This window comes from Mesorhizobium sp. L-2-11 (genome assembly GCF_016756595.1).
Lineage (GTDB): Bacteria > Pseudomonadota > Alphaproteobacteria > Rhizobiales > Rhizobiaceae > Mesorhizobium.
Genome location: NZ_AP023257.1, coordinates 5,575,568 through 5,594,513, shown reverse-complemented (window position 1 = coordinate 5,594,513; position 18,946 = coordinate 5,575,568). Strand labels below are relative to the sequence as shown.

Below are 18,946 nucleotides of genomic sequence, written 5' to 3'. Positions count from 1 at the left end.
ATCATTGTTGGCCCAGCCCAACTTTTGGCAGCGACCGTCCACAGGGCTCAGAACCAGTCCTCCGTGCAGAGGAACTAGATCGAAAACGCCCCGCTCGCCACCACGATGCCGCGCCCAGAAACGCTCACTGAGCCGACATCTACATCTACTTCAATGATGCTGGTTCGTCCGAGCGCCGTGCCTTGCTCGACCTTGATTGCGCCGGGCTGTGCAAGACCATATGCAACCAGATGTGCGGCGAGCGGACCAGCCGCCGTACCGGTTGCCGGATCCTCGGCAATGCCGACAGTCGGGTTGAAAAACCGTGCGTACGCTGTGGTTCCGGGCTGTAGTGGATCAAGTGAGAAGACGTAGCAGCCTTCCCCGCCGGCCTCGTTGAGCAGGTCGAAAAGCTGTTTGGAGTCAGGCGAAATCCGGTCGACGGCTTGGCGATCGCGGATAGGCACCAGGAGATGGGCAGCACCGGTCGAGACCACCTGGCAAGGCACGACGTCCGTTATTTCTTCAGTGTTTAGGCCAAGTGCCGTGGCAAGAGCGCCAAGATTTGAGATCTGCCGGCCGGCCACCGGGGCTCCTTGCTGCATAACGACCTTTTCGAGTTTCCCCTGGCTTTGCCAGATGGCCAATGGATATACCAAGTCGCCGATCTGTTGGCGAAACCATGTTGGGCCATCGCCCAGCTCGAGCCGCCCCGCGGCAGCGAGCCACCACCAGGCCCCCAGCGTGTTGTGACCGCCTGCACCGAAAACCTCTACGCCTTTCGGCGTGAAAGAGCGCAATTTCCAATCGGCGTCCGCCAGGGTCGCCGGTAGGACAAAAGTGGTCTCAGACTGGTTGAACTCACGTGCAATGTTCTGCATGAGCTCGAGCGCCAATTCGGCACCGCAATCGACCACCGCCAGTGAATTTCCGGTCAGCGGCTCTACCGCGAAGACATCGACGAAATGAAATGGGATTGTTCTGCTCATGGTTTCTTCCGAGAGCCGCAATTGGCCCGTTTCAGTATTGCAGACAATTTCTAGCGGAGATGCGAGAGCACGTTGAGCAGCTTGCCGGTCGGGTCGGCAATGAAGAAACGTCTTACGCCCCACGGTTCGTCGGTCAAATCATAGACCACCCTGCAACCGATCTCGTTCGCGCGAAGGTAAACCGCGTCGACATTGTCGACCTCGATCGACAAGTCTGGCACCGGGGTGCCTGAGCCGCCCTCGCTGGCGATGCTGATCTGGGGGACGGTGGTTTCGCTGGATGCCAGCGTGACGAGCCACCCGTGATCCATGACGGCATCGAGCCCGAACAGGTCGGTATAGAACTTCCGAACATCCGGAATGCTGTCTGTTGCGATGTTCGAGACGATGCGCAGGACGGCCATTCCATATCTCCTCCACGGCTTGGATGGTAACGCATTGCTGCGCGCTGCGGAGCATAAATAGCGCGCCGATCATCTGAGCCCAGCATGCGCAGATGGGTAGAAGGGCCGACGGGGTGCCTGTGCACGGCCCGCAGCAGGCTTCGTTAACGCTGTTCACGTCCAGGTTGTGTCAACAGGTGTCACCGGTCGCCCAGAACGATAACATCACCCTGTTGACAGGCGGTCGATTTCGAATTACGAGTGACGAAATTCAAAATTCGTCACTCGTAATGAGTTAATGATAAATGATGCATGACACCCTCGACACGACGGCTGACCTGGTCCGGCAGGAGAATGTCGCGCGCATCCTGGATTGCGCAGAGCGACTGTTCCGCCACTACGGCTACGGCAAGACCAATGTCGCGGACATAGCCCGTGAACTCGGCATGTCGACGGCCAACATATACCGTTTCGTCGCCTCCAAGGTCGAAATCCACCAGGCCGTTTGCGGCCGCATGATCGCTACCTGCTACCAACTGAGCTACGACGCCTGCCATAGTCCCGGAACGGCCAGCGAAAGGCTTCGCCGCTACGCGCTAACGCACTATCAGTGGACCCGCGACACCATGCTCGACCAGGAGAAGGTGCACGAAATGGTCGTCGTCGCCATCGAGCGCGATTGGCATGTCATCGAGAAGCATATCGACAGGATCCGCGGCTTGGTCGAGGAGGTGATCCGCGAGGGGATCGCGGCCGGCGAGTTTGCCGACCAGGACCCGGAAGTCGCTTCGCGGTGTTTCGGCGCCGCTATCATCACCCTTTGTCACCCGCAGATGGTCGCCCAGTGCCTTGCCAAGAACAACCGGGCGATGCCGGACGAGCTTATCGAGTTTGCCCTCAGGGCTTTGAAGAAATGACCGGCGGCGTCCGCCGGGCGTCGACAATCCATCTCCACTTCGGGAGTACGCAAGTGTCTTTGTCCAAATCCATCATGAACACGGCCATTGGTCCGGCTCTGGTCGTCGTCGCGGCGCTAGGGCTCGCCGGTTGCTCGCAAGAAAAAGTGGAAGTCAAGGACATCGTCCGGCCGGTCAAGGTCGTCGAGATCGCCAAGGCCAACGATACCCGTGAGCTCTCCTACTCCGGATCGGTGCGCGCCCGCACCGAGATGAATCTCGGGTTCCGCATCAACGGCAAGATCACCGAGCGCCTGGTCGACATCGGCCAGCGCGTCAAGCCGGGCGACGTTCTGGCCCGCATCGATCCCGCCGACTACGACCTTTCGGTCAAGAGTGCCGAGGCCAGCCTCGAGGCCGCCGAGCGGCAGGTCGAAACAACGGGCCTTGCCCGCCGTCGTGCCGAACAGCTGTTTGCCAAGAAGTTCGCCTCGAAATCGCAGCTCGAACAGGCGACGCTCAGCCATGATCAGGCGGTCGCCACACGCAATTCCGCCCGCTCAGCGCTTGACCAGGCGAAGAACCAGGTGCGCTACACCGACCTTAAGGCGGACAGGAACGGCATTGTCACGTCAGTTGCCGCCGATGTCGGTCAGGTGGTCGGCTCCGGCACGCCGGTTGTGACCGTTGCCGTCGATGGCGAAAAGGAAGTGCTGATCGCCGTGCCGGAAACGGATATCGCCCAGTTCAAGCCGGGCAAGGACGTCAAGGCAAGCTTCTGGTCCGACGACGCGCTGACGCTCGACGGCAAGGTCCGTGAAGTCGCCGGCAGCGCCGATCAGCAGTCGCGTACCTTTGCCGTTCGCGTCAGCCTGCCCAACGATCCGCGCGTGCTTCTCGGCATGACCGCGAATATCGAGGCTTCGGCCGCCAACAGCAGCCTGCAAAGCGTATCGATCCCGTTGAGCGCGCTGGCGCAAAAGGACGGCCAGCAGATCGTCTGGACCGTGGACCGCAACGGCGAGACCGTCCATGCGCGTCCGATCAAGGTCGCCGAGTTCACCGCCGACGGCGTGCATGTTGCCGAAGGATTGAAACCCGGCGATGTCGTCGTTGCGGCGGGCACGCAATTCATGACCGAAAATCTGCAGGTCAAGCTGGCCGGCGATGCGGTGCAACAGTCCGCATCGGCGGACGATGGAGACGCCGTCAAGCGCGTGCGCTGACGGCCAGGCATAAAACGGCTTTTCCTCGCATCGGCGCAAGCCGCGAGGTCAAGCGATTCACGGTTTCCGGGCGGCAGGTGCCCCATTGTCGAGACGTCAGGTCGATGTACCCCCCGACATCGATCCTGCGCCCCACCGCGATGAGTGTCTCTCCGCTCGGAAGGCCTCGCCGCCCGGAAGCCTGGAGCATGATCCCGAAAAGTGGAAGCCGGTTTTCGGAAAAGATCATGCTCGGACAGGAAAGATGGAGCCCCATCCCGATCCTATCGGGATGGAACAGGCTCCGGCATTAGAAGCTCCGTGGGCATGCCATGTGCGTGCGCTGACGATCGGACAGATGGACTGGCGCTATGACCACCGACACCACCGACACCCATGAAAAACGGCCCTTCAATCTTTCGCGCTGGGCCATCGGGCACCCGAGCATCGCGCGGTTCCTGTTCGGCCTGATTATCGTTGCCGGTGCGCTCGGCCTGATGCGCATGGGCCAGAAGGAAGACCCGGATTTCACCTTCCGCGTCATGGTCGTCCAGGCGGTCTGGCCCGGTGCCTCGATCCAGGAGATGGAGGACCAGGTCGTCAACAAGATCGAGCGCAAGCTGCAGGAAACGCCGCATCTCGATTTCGTCCGTTCCTATACGCGCGCCGGCAGCGCCATCATCACCTTGCAGGTGGAAGGCGACACCAATCCGACTGAGGTCGCGGATGCCTTTTACCAGGTACGCAAGAAGGTCGGCGATATCGCCAATGAGCTGCCTCAGGGGCTGCTTGGGCCTTACTTCAACGACGAATTCGGCGACACTTTCATCACCTTGCATTCGATCAGCGGCGATGGCTACAGCTATCCCGAGCTGAAGAAATTGGCCATCCAGGCGCGTGACATGCTGTTGACCACGCCCGGCGTCGAGAAGGCCGTGATCATCGGTGACCAGCCGGAAAAACTCTATATCGACGTTTCGTCCAAGGTGCTTGCCGAGCGCGGCCTGACGCTCACCGATCTGCAGAACGCGATCAAGGGCCAGAACAATGTCGATCCGGCAGGCTCGGTCGACACCGGTCAGCGCTCTGTGCGCATCTCGGTCGAGGGCAGCGTGACCGAGGCGGCCGACATCCGCGAACTTCGCCTGCGCGCCGGCAACCAGGTGACGCGCCTCGGCGACATCGCAACCGTGACCACAGGTCTCGAAGATCCCTTTCAGCGCAAATACCGCTTCAACGGCCACGATAGCGTCCAGGTCGGCGTCGTGATGGCCAGGGGCTTCAACGTCACCGATGTCGGCAAGGAGGTCGAGGCGACCTATCATCGCTTCGAAGAGGCGTTGCCCTACGGCGTTTCGGTCGACCAGATCGCCGACCAGCCGGAAGTCGTGCGGGACGCGGTGGGCGAGTTCATGACGGCGCTCGGCGAGGCGCTGCTGATCGTGCTTGTCGTTTCGTTCCTGACGATCGGCTGGCGTTCAGGCCTGGTCATCGCGATCACCATTCCGCTCGTTCTGGCCGCCACCTTCGCCATCATGTACGAGCTCGGCATCGATCTGCAGCGCATTTCGCTTGGCGCGCTGATCATCGCGCTCGGCCTGCTGGTCGACGATGCGATGATCGTCGTCGAAATGATGGAGCGCAAGCTCGAGGAAGGAATGGTCAAGATCGAGGCGGCGAGCTTCGCTTACACCTCGACGGCCTTCCCGATGCTGTCCGGCACGCTGATCACCACCGCCGGCTTCATCCCGGTCGGCTTCGCGGCTTCGACAGCCGGTGAATATGTACGCTCGCTGTTCTACGTTGTCGGCATCGCGCTGGTCGTCTCCTGGTTCGTGGCGGTCTATTTCACGCCATGGCTTGGTCACATGCTCCTCAAACAGCGAAAACACGCCGGCAGCCATCACGACGTCTTTGACACGAGCTTTTATCGCCGGCTTCGCGCCACCGTCAGCTGGTCCGTGCGTCACCGCATCATCGTGCTGGTCATGACGCTGGTGACCTTCGTCACCAGCCTGTGGGCGTTCCAGTTCATCCCGCAGAATTTCTTCCCGCAGTCGTCGCGTCCGGAAATCCTTGTCGACCTCTGGCTGCCGGAAGGCACCAGCATCAACGAAGTCGAGACGCAGGCCAAGGCGCTCGAAACCAGGATGATGGACGACAAGGACAAGCGCTTCATCGCCACCTATATCGGCGAAGGCGCGCCGCGCTTCTTCCTGCCGCTCGACCAGCAGCTTCGCAATCCCAACTTCGCCCAGCTTCTGGTGATGGCCAATGACGAACCGGCCCGCGAGCGGCTGATCGCCAAGCTGCGCACCATTCTGGCCGAGGATTTCCCGTCGGTCCGCGCCAAGGTCGACCGCCTGTTCCTTGGGCCGCCCACCGGCTGGCCGGTGCAAATGCGCGTCATGGGCCCGGATCGCCAGGAGGTGCGCCGCATCGCCGACGAGGTGAAGGCGAAGTTCCAGGCAAATCCGCTGCTCGGCGCCGTCCACGACGACTGGCTGGAGCCGGTGCCGGAGATGAAGCTGGTGATCGACCAGGATCGCGCCCGTGCGCTCGGCGTCACCTCGCAGCGCATCCGCCAGATGCTGCAGGCGACCATGTCGGGAGCGCCGCTCGATGATTTCCGCGACGGCGAGGAGACCGTTTCGATCGTCGCTCGCGAGCCGGAGGCAAGCCGCCACCTGCTGTCGGCGGTCGACTCCATCTCTGTCCCGACGGATTTCGGTGGCTTCGTGCCGCTGCCGCAGGTCGCCAAGGTCGTCCCGGTGCTGGAGCAAGGCGTCGAATGGCGGCGCGACCGCCTGCCGACCATCAGCGTGCGCGCCACGCTGCCGGACGGCGTGCAGTCGAACGATGTCGTCATGAAGATGTACAGCGAGATGCAAGGCCTGCGCGACGGTCTGGCGCCCGGCTACGCTATCGAGATCCAGGGCGGCGCCGAGGATTCGGCCGAAAGCCAGGCCTCGATTGCTGCGAAAGCGCCAATCATGCTGGCCGTTATCGTCGTGCTGCTGATGATCCAGCTGCAGCATTTCGGCAAGGCGATGCTGGTGCTGGCGACCGGTCCGCTCGGCATCATCGGTGCTGCGGCGGCACTTTTGATCAGTGGCGCACCGTTCGGCTTCGTCGCCATCCTCGGCGTCATCGCGCTGCTCGGCATCATCATGCGCAACTCGATCATCCTTGTCGACCAGATCGACCAGGATATTGCGGCCGGCATGGAACGCTCGGAGGCCATCATCGGCTCGGCGGTCCGCCGTTTCCGGCCGATCATGCTGACGGCGCTGACGGCGGTCCTGGCGCTGATCCCGATTTCGCGCGGCGTCTTCTGGGGTCCGCTCGCCTATGCCATGATGGGCGGCATCCTCGTCGCCACGGTGCTTACCATCCTCGTCCTTCCGGCAGGCTATGCCTTGTTCTTCGGCAGGGAGCGCAAGAAGGCCGAAGATGCGGAGCAGGCGGCCGAGCCGGCCGCGGAGCCGAAGCTGGCGGAAAACGATGACCAGCCGCAACTGCCCCTGGCGGCGGAATAGAGCTGTTGGCAGATGTGACGTCCAGGGGTTTAATCCGCCCACCGGCAGGAGCGCTGGAGGAGGACGTCATGACCATAGCTCAGACACCGGTGGCGCTGCGCCGGCCGATCGACGGACGCCACCGTCAGATGTTCGTCGATGGCACCTGGGTCGACGCCTGCTCGGGCCGCACCATGGAAAGCCGCAATCCAGCCACCGGCGCGGTCATTGCCACGGTGCCGCGCGGCGACCGCCAGGATGTCGAGCTGGCGGTGGTCGCGGCGCGCAAGGCCTTCGACGGGCCGTGGAGCCGGTTCAAGCCCTATGAGCGGCAGGTGCTACTGCTCAGGATCGCCGATCTCTTCGAAAAGCACTGGGAGGAGATCAGCCGCTCGGACACGACCGACATGGGCATGCCGATCGTGCGCACCCTGGCCAACCGCAACCGCGTCATCGGCATGCTGCGCTATTATGCCGGCATGGCGACGTCCCTGCACGGCGAGACGATCGAGAACTCGCTGCCGGGCGAAATCGTCTCCTTCACCCGCAAGGAGCCGGTCGGCGTCGTCGGCGCCATCATCCCGTGGAACGCACCGACGGCGGCTTCGATCTGGAAGATAGGACCGGCGCTGGCGACCGGCTGCACGGTGGTGCTGAAACCGTCGGAAGAGGCGCCGCTGACGCCGCTTCTGATCGCCGACCTCATGAACGAGGCCGGGGTTCCGCCAGGCGTCGTCAACATCGTGACCGGCACCGGCGCCGAGGCAGGCGCCGCACTTGCCGAGCATATGGGCGTCGACAAGATCGTCTTCACCGGCTCGACGGCAACCGGCCAGTCGATCGTCCGCGCCTCGGCCGGCAACCTCAAGCGCGTCTCGCTGGAGCTTGGCGGCAAGTCGCCGGTCATCGTCTGCGCCGACGCCGATCTCGACAAAGCGGTGCCGGTGGCGGCGATGTCGGTGTTCGCCAATTCCGGCCAGATCTGCATCGCCGGCTCGCGCCTGTTCGTCGAACGCTCCGTCCATGACGAATTCGTCGAGCGGCTGGCGACCTATGCCAAGGGTCTCAGGATCGGCGACGGCATCGATCCGGCGACCGAGATCGGCCCACTCGTCTCCGAAAAGCAGCTGCAACGGGTCGCCTCGTATGTCGAGGCCGGCACGGCGCAGGGCGCGACCCTCGTCACCGGCGGTGAACGCCTGATGGAAGGTGCGCTGGCCGCAGGCAATTTCGTCGCGCCGACCGTCTTTGCCGGCGTTTCGGACGACATGAGGATCGCCCGCGAGGAAATTTTCGGGCCGGTGATTTCGGCGCTGCCGTTCGACACGCTCGATGAGGCGGTCGAGCGCGCCAACATCACGCCCTACGGTCTCGCTGCCGGGGTCTTCACCGGCAATGTCGCCACCGCCCACCAGCTGTCGCGAAAAATCCGTGCCGGCTCAGTCTGGGTGAACACCTATCACGCCATCGATCCGGCCGTGCCTTTCGGCGGCTACAAGATGAGCGGCTATGGCCGCGAGGGCGGTGCCGAGCACCTCGACGAGTATCTCAACACCAAGGGTGTGTTCATCAAGATCGATTGAGCGATCCGCCGAATAATGCATGTCGTGCAAAAGTGTGCAGCGGTTTTGCGATAACGACATGTATGAAAAACAACCTAAAGCGCGTCGCACGAGGCCGGTCAAACGCGACGCGCTTTAAGAAACGAAAAACCCGCCTCGGCGGCGGGTCATCGGTGCCAATCGGAACCATGTCAAGACTTGGGTTCCTCGCCCCGGCGAAGCGGGGGAGAGGAACCCAAGCGGAGTGAATTTATCGCGCGCTCAATCCCTTGAGGCTGGTATCAGATGACGAACAGCCAGTTGGCGAGCAGCAACATCACCACGCCGGCGATCAGCGTCAGGTAGGGCAGGATGCCCGCCTTTCTGACGGCGAGATCGGACGAATTCATGCCGAGATCGGCCAGCATGTGGTCGGGGAATTTCCCCTTGTCCTGGAGGTAATGCCGGAAGCAGAACACCGGGATGATGAGGGCAGCCGTGATCAGCCCTGCCCACAGCGCCATCGGGTTCCAGACCTTGGCGCCGGCGCCCATGAAGATCATGTTGACGTAGGAAAAGATGGCGCCGATGCCGAGCAGCCAACTCGGTGCCTTCCACGGCCGCGAGATGTGGCCGTTGTCAATGCGATGGATCCAGCCGGCATTGAGGTTGAGGAAGTTGAAGATGATGTAGCCGCAATTCGACACGGCGAGGATGAAGAAGAAGCTTGTCGCGTCGGCCGAAGCGATGGCCAGCACGAACAGATTGAAGATCAGGTCGGTCCACATCGCCCGCGTCGGGGCGCCATGCTCGTTGACGTGGCTGAGGTAGCGCGGCAGCCAGCCGTCGACGGATCCTTGGTAAAGCGTGCGCGAGGATCCCGCCATCGCCGTCATGATGCACAGCACCAGGGCCAGGATCATCAGCATCACCAGAAGGCTATGGATGAGCTGGCCGCCGCCGACCATGCCGGCAAGTGCGTCGGCAACACCGGAGCCGTCGACGATCGGGGTCGCCAGCATGCCGTTCAAGCCGAGCACGCCCTGGAAGGTGAACGGCACCAGGATGAACAGCAGCATGCACAGCAGGCCGGAATAGAAGATCGCCTTGAAGGTGTCGGTGCCAGGATTCTTGAATTCGGAGGTGTAACAGACGGCGGTCTCGAAACCGTAGGTCGACCAGGCGGCGATGAACATGCCGCCGAGAACAAGCGTCCAGCCAGCGATGTTCCACGCCCCGGGCTCGGGCGCATAGGCGGCCGCGAGCGGCACCAGCGGCGAGAAATTCGCCCAGTCGATCTGGCCAGTAACGATCGGCACGACGCCAACGATCAGCATCGGAATGATGACGAACAGGCCGATATATTTCTGCACATTGGCGGTGCCAAGGATGCCGCGATGCTGGATGGAGAAGATGATCAGCATCAGCACCGCACCGATGAAGAAGGTGGCGTTGAAGGTGAAGGAGACCGGGCCCAGCGTGTGGCCGTAGAGCGTCCAGTTGCGGATCGCCGGTGTGGCGGCCGCGCTCACCGCCGCGATGGCGTCGGCGGCACTGGTCCCCGTATTAGCCGCGATATAGGCGGCCACTTCCGGCGAGGTGTCGGTAAACAGCGGCACCGGCGCCAGCGCGTTGAGGATGTAGGCGGCGGCGATCGAGCAGCCGAGCGACAGCACCGGCGACCAGGCGAACCAGTTGCACCACACCGAAAGCGGCGCGATGAACTTGGAGTAACGCAGCCAGGCGGTGGCGCCATAGATCGAGGCGCCGCCGGACTTGTTCGGAAACAGGCCGGCGATTTCGGCATAGGTGAAGGATTGCAGGAAGCCCATGATCATCGACACGGTCCAGATCAGGAAGGCCAGCTTGCCGGTCGTGCCGGCAATGCCGCCGATCGAAAACAGGACAAGGGCGGGAACGCCGCTTGCCACCCAGAAGGCACCGCGCCAATCGATGTTGCGATGCAGCTGCCCTTCGGCAGGCGGCACCAGGGCAGAGACTATCGTGCTCATATACGTGAATTCCCCATTTTGATGTTCCCCATCGGCGACAGTCGACACTTCGCGATGCGTCACCGACGCACGCGTTGAACGACCTCAGGCATTTTCCGCTCAGTAGTATTTTTTTCTTGGCAGTGAAGATTGACGCGTCACGCTTTCACGTCAAGCGTTTTGTGAAGCTGTGCACATCGTAGATGTGGGACACGCTCTTACCTTCTCCCGGCGTGCGCGCCGATCCACCTTCTCCCACAGGGGGAGAAGGCAAGGGATGCTGCCGTCAGGAGCGCGGTCTGGTCTTTTGCGGATCGTAGTGGGCGAAGGCGACGACGCGCGCCGGCAGTCGCTTGGCATGGCCGTCGAGCTTGCCGATCTCGACCTCGGTGCCGATGGCGGCATGGGTGACGTCGAGCCTGGCCAGCGCGATGGTCTTGTTCAGCACCGGTGAGCGCATGGCGGAAGTGACCTCGCCGATCTGGGCGCGGCCGACATGGACGCAATCGCCATGGCCGACCGCGACATTGGCATCGATGTCGAGGCCGACCAGTCTCTTGTGCGGGTTTTCCTTGCGCCGGATCAGCGCCTCGCGGCCGATGAAATCGTCGGTCTTGCTCTTCAGCGGCACGGTGAAGCCGATGCCGGCTTCGAACGGATCGGTCTGGTCGGAAAAATCATAGCCGGCAAAGATCAGCCCGGCCTCGATGCGCACCATGTCGAGCGCCTGCAGCCCCATCGGCTTCAAGCCATGCGGCTGGCCGGCCTCCCAGATGGCGTCGAACACCTTTTCGGCGTCGCGCGGATGGCACCAGATCTCATAGCCGAGCTCGCCGGTGTAGCCGGTGCGCGAGACGACGATTGGAATGCCGTCGCTGTCGCCGATGCGGGCGACGGCGAAGCGGAACCATTCGAGTTCCTCGATCGACGGCTGCAACGGCGAGGTCCAGATGATCTCCTTGAGGATGTCGCGGCTCTTCGGTCCCTGCACGGCGACATTGTGCATCTGGTCGGTCGACGAGCGCACCAGCACGTTGAGGCCGAGGCTCATTGCGGTGTCGCGCAGCCATTCGCCGGAAAGATCGTCGCCGCCGACCCAGCGGAAATTGTCCTTGCCGAGCCTGAGCAGCGTGCCGTCGTCGATCATGCCGCCATGCTCGTAGCACATGGCGGAATAGACCACTTGGCCGACCCCGAGTTTTTTCACGTCGCGGGTTAGCGTGTATTGCAGCAACGCTTCGGAATCCGGGCCGGTGACCTCGAACTTGCGCAGCGGCGACAGGTCCATGATCACGGCGGCCTGCCGGCAGGCCCAGTATTCGTCGATCGGGCCCTCTTTGGCGAAGGAATTGGCCAGCCAATATCCCCTGTACTCGACGAAGTTGCGGGTGTGTTTGGCAAAGCTCGAATGAAAAGCGGTCTCGCGGGTCATTTTCGGTTCCGAATCGGGCGTCATGCGTCTGGCGATCGCTCGCGAGAATTCGTGCTTACCGGAATAGGTCCGCACATGGATGTCGGTCAGGTTCCAGCCATTGGCCGGCGTCGTGTCGTCGGGGCAGGCCGACGAAACGCAAACGATGTCGGTCAAGGCGCGCAGCAGCACATAGTCGCCCGGCCGCGACCATGGCTCGTCAGACACCATGACGCCATGCGCGTCGATCGCCGTGTTGAAGAAGAAGTTGATCGCCATCCAGCCCGCGCGCGGAGTGACGCCCTTGTCGGCGAGCGCGCGGTTGAAATTCTCCGAGCAGTTGGGGTGACCGGGATAGCCGATGTCGTCGTAATATTTGGCCGCGCAGGCAAGCGCGAATGCATCGTGCCGGCCGCAAGTGTCCTGCACCACCTCGACCAGCGGCTCCATGTCCTGGTCATAATATTTCGAATGCAGGCCTGGCATCGGATAGTTCGAGCCCATCAGCGTGCGGGTCGTCGTCACATCGAGCGGATGGTCGCGTCCCTTGTCGAGCTTGCGCGCCGAAAAGCACTGGAAGTCGGTGCATTGGCGCCCGTCGACATCGATGATCTGCAGATAGTCACCCGCCTTGACGAAGTAGGCTTCCGCAGTCGCCGAATGGACGCGCAGGTCGAGCACCGGGTCGGCCAGCGGGTCGCCAAGCCTGGATTTCGCCGCCGGACGGATGGTGGCGCGGCGCAGGATGACGCCGAGCGGCGTTGCCGTGTCGTGGCCGTCGACCGGCATCGGCCCGCCCGGGGCGGCGATCAGCATCGAGCCATTGCGGGCGACGGCAAAATTCTGGTCGGTGCCGGCAGGGGTGGCGCCGCCGAAGACGCGAACCGCCTTTGCCTGGTCGAGCTGCACCTGGCGGCGCTCGAGCCCTCGGCGCAAGGAAGCAAGGCTGTCGTCGCCATCGGCCAGCAGCGCCTTGATGCCGGCGGCGTTGCTGTTCGATTTCTCGCCGAAAATACCGGCATCAGTCACGCCGCTATCGTCCCATGCCAAAAGCTCGCAGGCCTGCCCGCCCTCTACGTTGCGTACGCTGATCGTGTCCCCGGCCTCGACATCGATGAGCACCGCACCGTTGCCTCGCACATGGTAGCGCTCCATGCCGGCCGGCAGCGCCATCTGGCCGGGCCGCAAGATGAGGCTCGGCCGCGGCGGTCCGGCGGCGACGGCGGGGTAGGGCGACTGGCTCATCTCGACCCGGGGTCTCAAGAAACAAGTTTGCCTGTGCGTAAAATTATTTTAGCGGGAAGAATAGCAGTGCTTGCAGTTTTGGCAAGGCGAAGGGGGATGGGCTGGGCGCAATCGCTTGGGTTTGAGCTCGCCGATCGAGCTTATCTTCCAAGCGTCGGCGCTGCCCCTCACCTGCCTGCCGGCATCCTCTCCCCGTAAACGGGGCGAGGGGCGCTCTCCTCGACGATTTCGCCAATCACCTGCGTTGCACAAAAAGGCGCCAGCGTTGCGGCCAGCTTCTTTCTCCCCGTTAACGGGGAGAAATGCCCGGCAGGGCAATGAGGGGCAGCGCCGAGATATCAAATTGGCCCTCTTCCGGCAAAAGTCGAGACTACCCCAACTCCTCGGAATACCCGACGTCGACGCCATACTCGGCGGCCGCGTCGAGCATCGTGTACAGTAGGCTTTCGGCGAAACTTGCAAACACCAGAAGACTGAACACCGGCTGCCCATCCGGCCGGTCATTGCCACGCCATAGATTGACCCCGGTATGGTCGATCGATGTGGCGGCAGCGACGCCGACCGGAAACGCCGTCGGGTGCAGGTCGAGCGACGACAATTTCGCCAGCATGGCGCGCGCCTTGGCTCCCGCGACGCTGATCAAGGCGCGCGCATGCGACTGATCGGACAGCGAGGCGGATTGCGAAAACGCCTGGCTCAAAATATCCATCGCGTGCCTGCCGCCCTTGGACAGGACGAGGAACTGATCCGGTCCCGACCAGATGAGTGTCACGTCCGAAGCGCTGACGGCCCTAGGCACCTCCGGAGCCGCCATGCCGAAACGGGCTTTGGCAGCGCTTGCCAGTTCCGCTCCTTTGCCGCGCCGCGCCATCACCTGGATCACGTCGAAATTGCGGATCTCGGTGAGCGAAATGCCCGGCGCGACGTTGCGCGCGCCATAGGCGCCCACGACAAGGACATGCTCCAGCGGGCTGCGGGGAAGCCACGAAAACTCAGCCACGCTGGCGCCCTCCATCCGGATCGTAGAAGACGGGATTGCACAGCTCGACGTCGTAGTCTTCGCCGCGCAGCGGGTCATGCGCATGGACGATCTCGCCGATGCGCTCGCGGCCGCGCTCGACAAGCGCCAGCCCGATCCACTGGTCAAGCGTCGGCGAGAAACAGACCGAGGTGACATAGCCCTGGTCGTTGGCAGCACCCGGTATCTCGCCTTTCGGTATGACATGCGCGCCGGAGCGCAGGCGGCGCGTTCTGTCCGTCGGCTTGATGCCGACCACGACCTGCCGATCCGGAGCGAGCAGCGCCTCGCGTCCGGCCATGACGCGGCCGACAAAATCCTTTTTGGTCGACATCATCTTGTCCAAGCCGAGATCGGCCGCGGTCGTCGTGCCGTTCAGCTCCGGCCCGGCGACATGGCCCTTTTCGATGCGCATGACGCCGAGCGCCTCGGTGCCGTAGGGCGTTACGCCGAATTGTTTGCCGGCTAGCATCAGGTTGCGCACCAGCGCGTCGCCGTAGCGGGCCGGAACCGAGATCTCGAACGCCATCTCCCCGGAGAACGAAATGCGGAACAGCCGCGCCCTGATGCCGCCGCGGAGTGCGACTTGCCGCGCGCCCATGAACGGAAAACCCTCATTCGACAAATCCTCCGCCGGATCGACGATTTCGCGAAGCAGGTCCCGGGTCTTTGGCCCGGCGATCGAGAATTGCGCCCACTGGTCGGAGACGGACGTGAGTTGCACGTCGAATTGAGGAAACAGCACCTGCCGGCAGAATTCGAGATGCTGCATCACCGGCCCGGCCTTGGCGGTCGTGGTGGTCAGGAAATAGTGATCCTCGGCCAGCCGCGACGTGGTGCCGTCGTCATAGACCATGCCGTCCTCGCGCAGCATCAGCCCGTAGCGGGCTTTTCCCACAGCAAGATTGGAGAAGGTGTTGATGTAGACGCGGTCGAGGAAGGCGCCGGCATCAGGTCCGTGCACGTCGATCTTGCCGAGCGTCGAGACGTCGCAAAAACCGACGCCGGAGCGTACCGCCTTGACCTCGCGGGTGACCGTCTCCAGCCAGTCCTTCTCGCCGGCGCGCGGATACCATTGCGCCCGCTTCCACAGGCCGGTGTCAACGAACACCGCGCCCTGTTCGGCTGCCCAGTGATGCGACGGGGTCAGCCTTGTCGCATGGAAGTTTTCGTCGCGATGATGGCCGGCAACCGCGCCGATGGCGACCGGCACATAGGGGGGGCGATAGATCGTCGTGCCGGTGTCGGGAATGGATTTGCCTGATAGCGCCGCCAGGATGGCGAGGCCGGCGACATTTGAGGTCTTGCCCTGGTCGGTCGCCATTCCGAGCGTCGTATAGCGCTTCAGGTGCTCGACCGATTCAAAACCTTCGCGCTGCGCCAGTTCGATGTCGGCAGCGGTGACGTCATGCTGGTAGTCGACAAAGGCCTTTCCTTTGCCGGCGACATGCCAGAGCGGGGTCAGCGAAAAAGCCTCGTCGTCGGCGACTGGCGGCGCGCCGGCATTGCCGCTGTGTCCGGCGCTCTGCGCTGCTGCCGAACCGGCGGCAAACCCCTGGCGCAGGCAGGCGCCGAGCCCAAAAGCGCCGTTGGCGGCACCGGCGGCTACCATCCCAGGAGGCGCGCCGTCCGGCACGAAGGCCGATATATCGTCCTGCCATTTCGGCCGGCCGCGATGGTAGGAAGTCAGCCCGACCGCCGGGTTCCAGCCGCCGGAAACGGCAAGCCCGTCGGCTTCGACCTCGGCGCGTGCGCCGCCTGCCAGCGCCACCGAGATTTTCCGAACGCCGTCCTTGCCGCCTTCGACATCGACGACGGAGCCGTTCAAAACGGCAAAGCCGGCCTTGGCGGCGAGCGCGCGATGCGTGGCGGACACGTCCGGACGCGCATCGACGACCGCGGCGATCTGCAGTCCGGCGCCAAGGGCCGCCTCGACCGTGCGCCAGCCATCCTCATTGTTGGTGAACAGCGCGATCCGCTTCGCCGGGGTCGCCGCATAGCGCGCGATATAGGTCCGCATCGCCGAAGCCATCATCACGCCGGGCGTGTCGTTGCTGGCAAAGACAACAGGCCGTTCAATGGCGCCGGCGGCAACAATCGAGCGCTTTGCCACGATCCGCCACAGCCGCTGGCGCACCTGATGTTCGGGCGGCGAGGGCAGGTGGTCGTTGACCCGTTCGATCGCGCCATAGGTGCCACCATCATAGACGCCGAACAGCGTCGTACGGGGCATGATGCGGACGTCCGGCAGGGAGGCGATCTCGGCCAGCGTGCGCGAAATCCATTCGGCTGCGGGCACCCCGTCGATCGTGCCGCCGTCGGCAAGCAGGCGGCCGCCAAGCGCAAAATCTTCCTCGCACAGGATAACGCGGGCGCCGCTGCGCCCCGAGGCTAGCGCTGCCGCCAGCCCGGCTGGGCCGGAGCCGGCGATCAGCACGTCGCAATGCGCCCAGGCCTTGTCGTAATGGTCGGGATCGGCAAGGCCCGCGGCGCGGCCGAGACCGGCGGCGCGGCGGATCGCCGGCTCGTAAATCGCTTCCCAGAACTTCGCCGGCCACATGAAGGTCTTGTAGTAAAAGCCGGCGACGAAGATCGGCGAAAACAGCTGGTTGACCGCCATCAGATCGTGGCGCAGCGACGGCCAGCGGTTCTGGCTGGCGGCTTCCAGACCGTCATAAAGTTCGGCGGTGGTCGCCTTGGTGTTCGGCTCGCGCCGCGCCCCCGTGCGCAGCTCGACCAGTGCGTTGGGTTCTTCCGAGCCTGCCGTCAGGATGCCGCGCGGCCGGTGGTATTTGAACGAGCGGCCGACCAGCTTGACGCCATTGGCGATCAGCGCCGAGGCAAGCGTGTCGCCCTGGAAGCCGGCAAAGTTTTTGCCGTCGAAGCGAAAGTTCAGCGGTGCCGAGCGGTCGATAAGGCCGCCCGATGCGAGACGATGGGACTGGCTGGTGATCACGATTGCCGGCCTTCGATCGCTTTGACGTCATGCAGGAACGCCGCGCTGCCCCTCATCGCCCTGCCGGGCACTTCTCCCCGTATAGTGACGGGGAGAAGGACGCCTTCACCGAAATTTTCGCCAATCATCGACGTTGCAGGAAGGGCGCCGAGGTGGCGGCAAGCTCCCTTCTCCCCGTCACTATACGGGGAGAAGGTGCCGGCAGGCGGATGAGGGGCGGCGCTGAGTTGGACGGAAAAATTCATCTTGCAGCCGACCTCGCCCCGACGCCCGCCGCCGGCTCGACGGCGGAAATCTCGTGCGTCAGCGTGTTGCGGGTGATCTTCAGCCAGGCCCGGCAGCCGCCGCCATGGTACCAATGTTCGCTCATCGCGCCGGCAATGTTGTCGCGCAGATAGACGTAGTCGAACACCTCGTCATCCGAGGCGCCGGCTGCCGGCCGCAGCGGCTTGGCGTCGCCGAGACAGGTGAACTCGCCGAGTTCGCGTTCGCCGCAGAAGGGACAGACAATGCGCATGATTTTCGGACCGTCCTCAGTGCAGGTTCGGTTGGGCGCCGACGCCCTTTTCATCGATGACAGCACCCCGCCGGAACCGGTCGAGTCGGAATCTTGCCGCCTCCTTGTGCAGTTCGTCGCGGGCCAGAAGATGAGCAAAGACAAGGCCGGAGCCGGGCGTCGCCTTGAAGCCGCCATAGCACCAGCCGGCATTGAGATAGAGCCCGTCCACCGGCGCCTTGTCGATGATCGGCGAGCCGTCCATCGACATGTCCATGATGCCGCCCCATTGGCGCAAGAGGCGCACGCGACCGATCATCGGCATCAGCGCCATGCCGCCCTCGCAGACGTCTTCCATCACCGGCATGTTGCCGCGCTGGGCATAGGAATTGTAGCCGTCTATGTCGCCGCCGAAGACCAGTCCGCCCTTGTCGGACTGGCTGACATAGAAGTGGCCGGCGCCGAAGGTCATGACGTTGGGGATCAGCGGCTTGATCGCCTCGGAAACGAAGGCCTGCAGCACATGGCTTTCGATCGGCAGCCGCAGGCCAGCCATCGCCGCGACCCGCGACGAACTGCCGGCGACGGCCATGCCGACCTTGCCGGCGCCGATTGTGCCGCGCGTCGTCTCGACGCCGGTCACCTTGCCGTTGGCATCGCGCACAAAGCCGGTCACCTCGCAGTTCTGGATGATGTCGACGCCGAGCGCGCTCGCCGCATGAGCATAGCCCCAGACCACCGCGTCGTGGCGCGCCGTGCCGCCGCGCCGCTGCAAGAGGCCGCCTTGCACGGGAAAGCGGGCATTATCGAAGTTCAGGAACGGCATCATCTTCTTGACCGCCGCCAGGTCGAGCAATTCGGCATCGATGCCGTTGATGCGCATGGTGTTGCCGCGCCGCGCATAGGCGTCGCGCTGCGCGTCGGAATGATAGAGATTGATGACGCCGCGCTGGCTGACCATCGTGTTGTAGTTGAGGTCCTGCTCCATGCGCTCCCACAGCTTCATCGATAGTTCGTAGAAGCCGGTATTGCCGGGCAGCCCGTAATTGGAGCGGATGATGGTGGTGTTGCGGCCGGCATTGCCGGAGCCGATCCAGCCCTTTTCGAGCACGGCGACTTTCCTGATGCCGTACTCGCTGGCCAGGAACCATGCCGTCGCCAGGCCGTGGCCGCCGCCACCGATGATCACCACGTCGTAGCGATCCTTCGGGCTGGCGTCGCGCCAGGTGCGCTGCCAATTCTTGTGGCCGGAAAATGCGGCGCGGGCGAGGGAGAAGATCGAGTATTTCATAACTCTATTCCGAGGTCGCTGGCGCCA

At 63.5% G+C, this 18,946-nt stretch carries 12 protein-coding genes; 4 read left to right on the top strand and 8 right to left on the bottom strand.

Annotation, left to right across the window (positions count from 1 at the left end; translation table 11 throughout):
* Positions 1-74: 74 nt before the first annotated feature.
* A complete protein-coding gene (locus JG739_RS26710) occupies positions 75-989 on the bottom strand; it encodes a PhzF family phenazine biosynthesis protein (RefSeq protein ID WP_202364124.1) in 915 nt (304 codons plus the stop codon).
* 29 nt (positions 990-1,018) lie between these two features.
* A complete protein-coding gene (locus JG739_RS26705) occupies positions 1,019-1,372 on the bottom strand; it encodes a VOC family protein (protein ID WP_202364123.1) in 354 nt (117 codons plus the stop codon).
* A gap of 287 nt (positions 1,373-1,659) precedes the next feature.
* Here JG739_RS26705 and JG739_RS26700 point away from each other — a divergent pair, with 287 nt between their 5' ends.
* The 4 genes from JG739_RS26700 to JG739_RS26685 all read left to right on the top strand — a co-directional run bounded on the left by JG739_RS26700 (position 1,660) and on the right by JG739_RS26685 (position 8,553).
* Positions 1,660-2,268 carry a TetR family transcriptional regulator gene (locus tag JG739_RS26700; RefSeq protein ID WP_202367661.1) on the top strand — a complete coding sequence of 203 codons (609 nt, stop codon included), beginning with the start codon at positions 1,660-1,662 and terminating at the stop codon, positions 2,266-2,268.
* 74 nt (positions 2,269-2,342) lie between these two features.
* Positions 2,343-3,473, top strand: a complete 1,131-nt coding sequence (locus JG739_RS26695; RefSeq protein ID WP_202367660.1) for an efflux RND transporter periplasmic adaptor subunit — start codon at positions 2,343-2,345, stop codon at positions 3,471-3,473.
* Between the two features lie 350 nt (positions 3,474-3,823).
* Positions 3,824-6,991, top strand: coding sequence for an efflux RND transporter permease subunit (locus JG739_RS26690; RefSeq protein WP_202364122.1), 3,168 nt, complete (start codon positions 3,824-3,826; stop codon positions 6,989-6,991).
* Between the two features lie 68 nt (positions 6,992-7,059).
* Positions 7,060-8,553, top strand: a complete 1,494-nt coding sequence (locus JG739_RS26685) for an aldehyde dehydrogenase family protein (protein ID WP_202364121.1) — start codon at positions 7,060-7,062, stop codon at positions 8,551-8,553.
* Between the two features lie 260 nt (positions 8,554-8,813).
* On the opposite strand, the gene JG739_RS26680 is transcribed toward JG739_RS26685, so the two are convergent.
* From JG739_RS26680 to JG739_RS26655, 6 genes are all read right to left on the bottom strand, one after another.
* Positions 8,814-10,523: an APC family permease gene (locus JG739_RS26680; protein ID WP_202364120.1), complete on the bottom strand. Its 1,710-nt coding sequence runs from the start codon at positions 10,521-10,523 to the stop codon at positions 8,814-8,816.
* Positions 10,524-10,788: 265 nt separating this feature from the next.
* Entirely contained in the window at positions 10,789-13,158 is a 2,370-nt protein-coding gene (locus JG739_RS26675; protein WP_202367659.1) for a DUF1989 domain-containing protein, read from the bottom strand.
* A gap of 370 nt (positions 13,159-13,528) precedes the next feature.
* Positions 13,529-14,158, bottom strand: a complete 630-nt coding sequence (locus tag JG739_RS26670; protein WP_244749588.1) for a sarcosine oxidase subunit gamma — start codon at positions 14,156-14,158, stop codon at positions 13,529-13,531.
* Entirely contained in the window at positions 14,151-17,129 is a 2,979-nt protein-coding gene (locus JG739_RS26665; protein WP_446720575.1) for a sarcosine oxidase subunit alpha, read from the bottom strand. The genes JG739_RS26670 and JG739_RS26665 overlap by 8 nt, the downstream gene beginning before the upstream one ends.
* 244 nt (positions 17,130-17,373) lie before the next feature.
* Positions 17,374-17,649 (bottom strand): sarcosine oxidase subunit delta, encoded by a 276-nt coding sequence (locus JG739_RS26660; RefSeq protein WP_202364117.1) that lies wholly within the window; start codon positions 17,647-17,649, stop codon positions 17,374-17,376.
* Positions 17,650-17,665: 16 nt separating this feature from the next.
* Entirely contained in the window at positions 17,666-18,919 is a 1,254-nt protein-coding gene (locus JG739_RS26655; RefSeq protein WP_202364116.1) for a sarcosine oxidase subunit beta family protein, read from the bottom strand.
* Positions 18,920-18,946 lie beyond the last annotated feature (27 nt).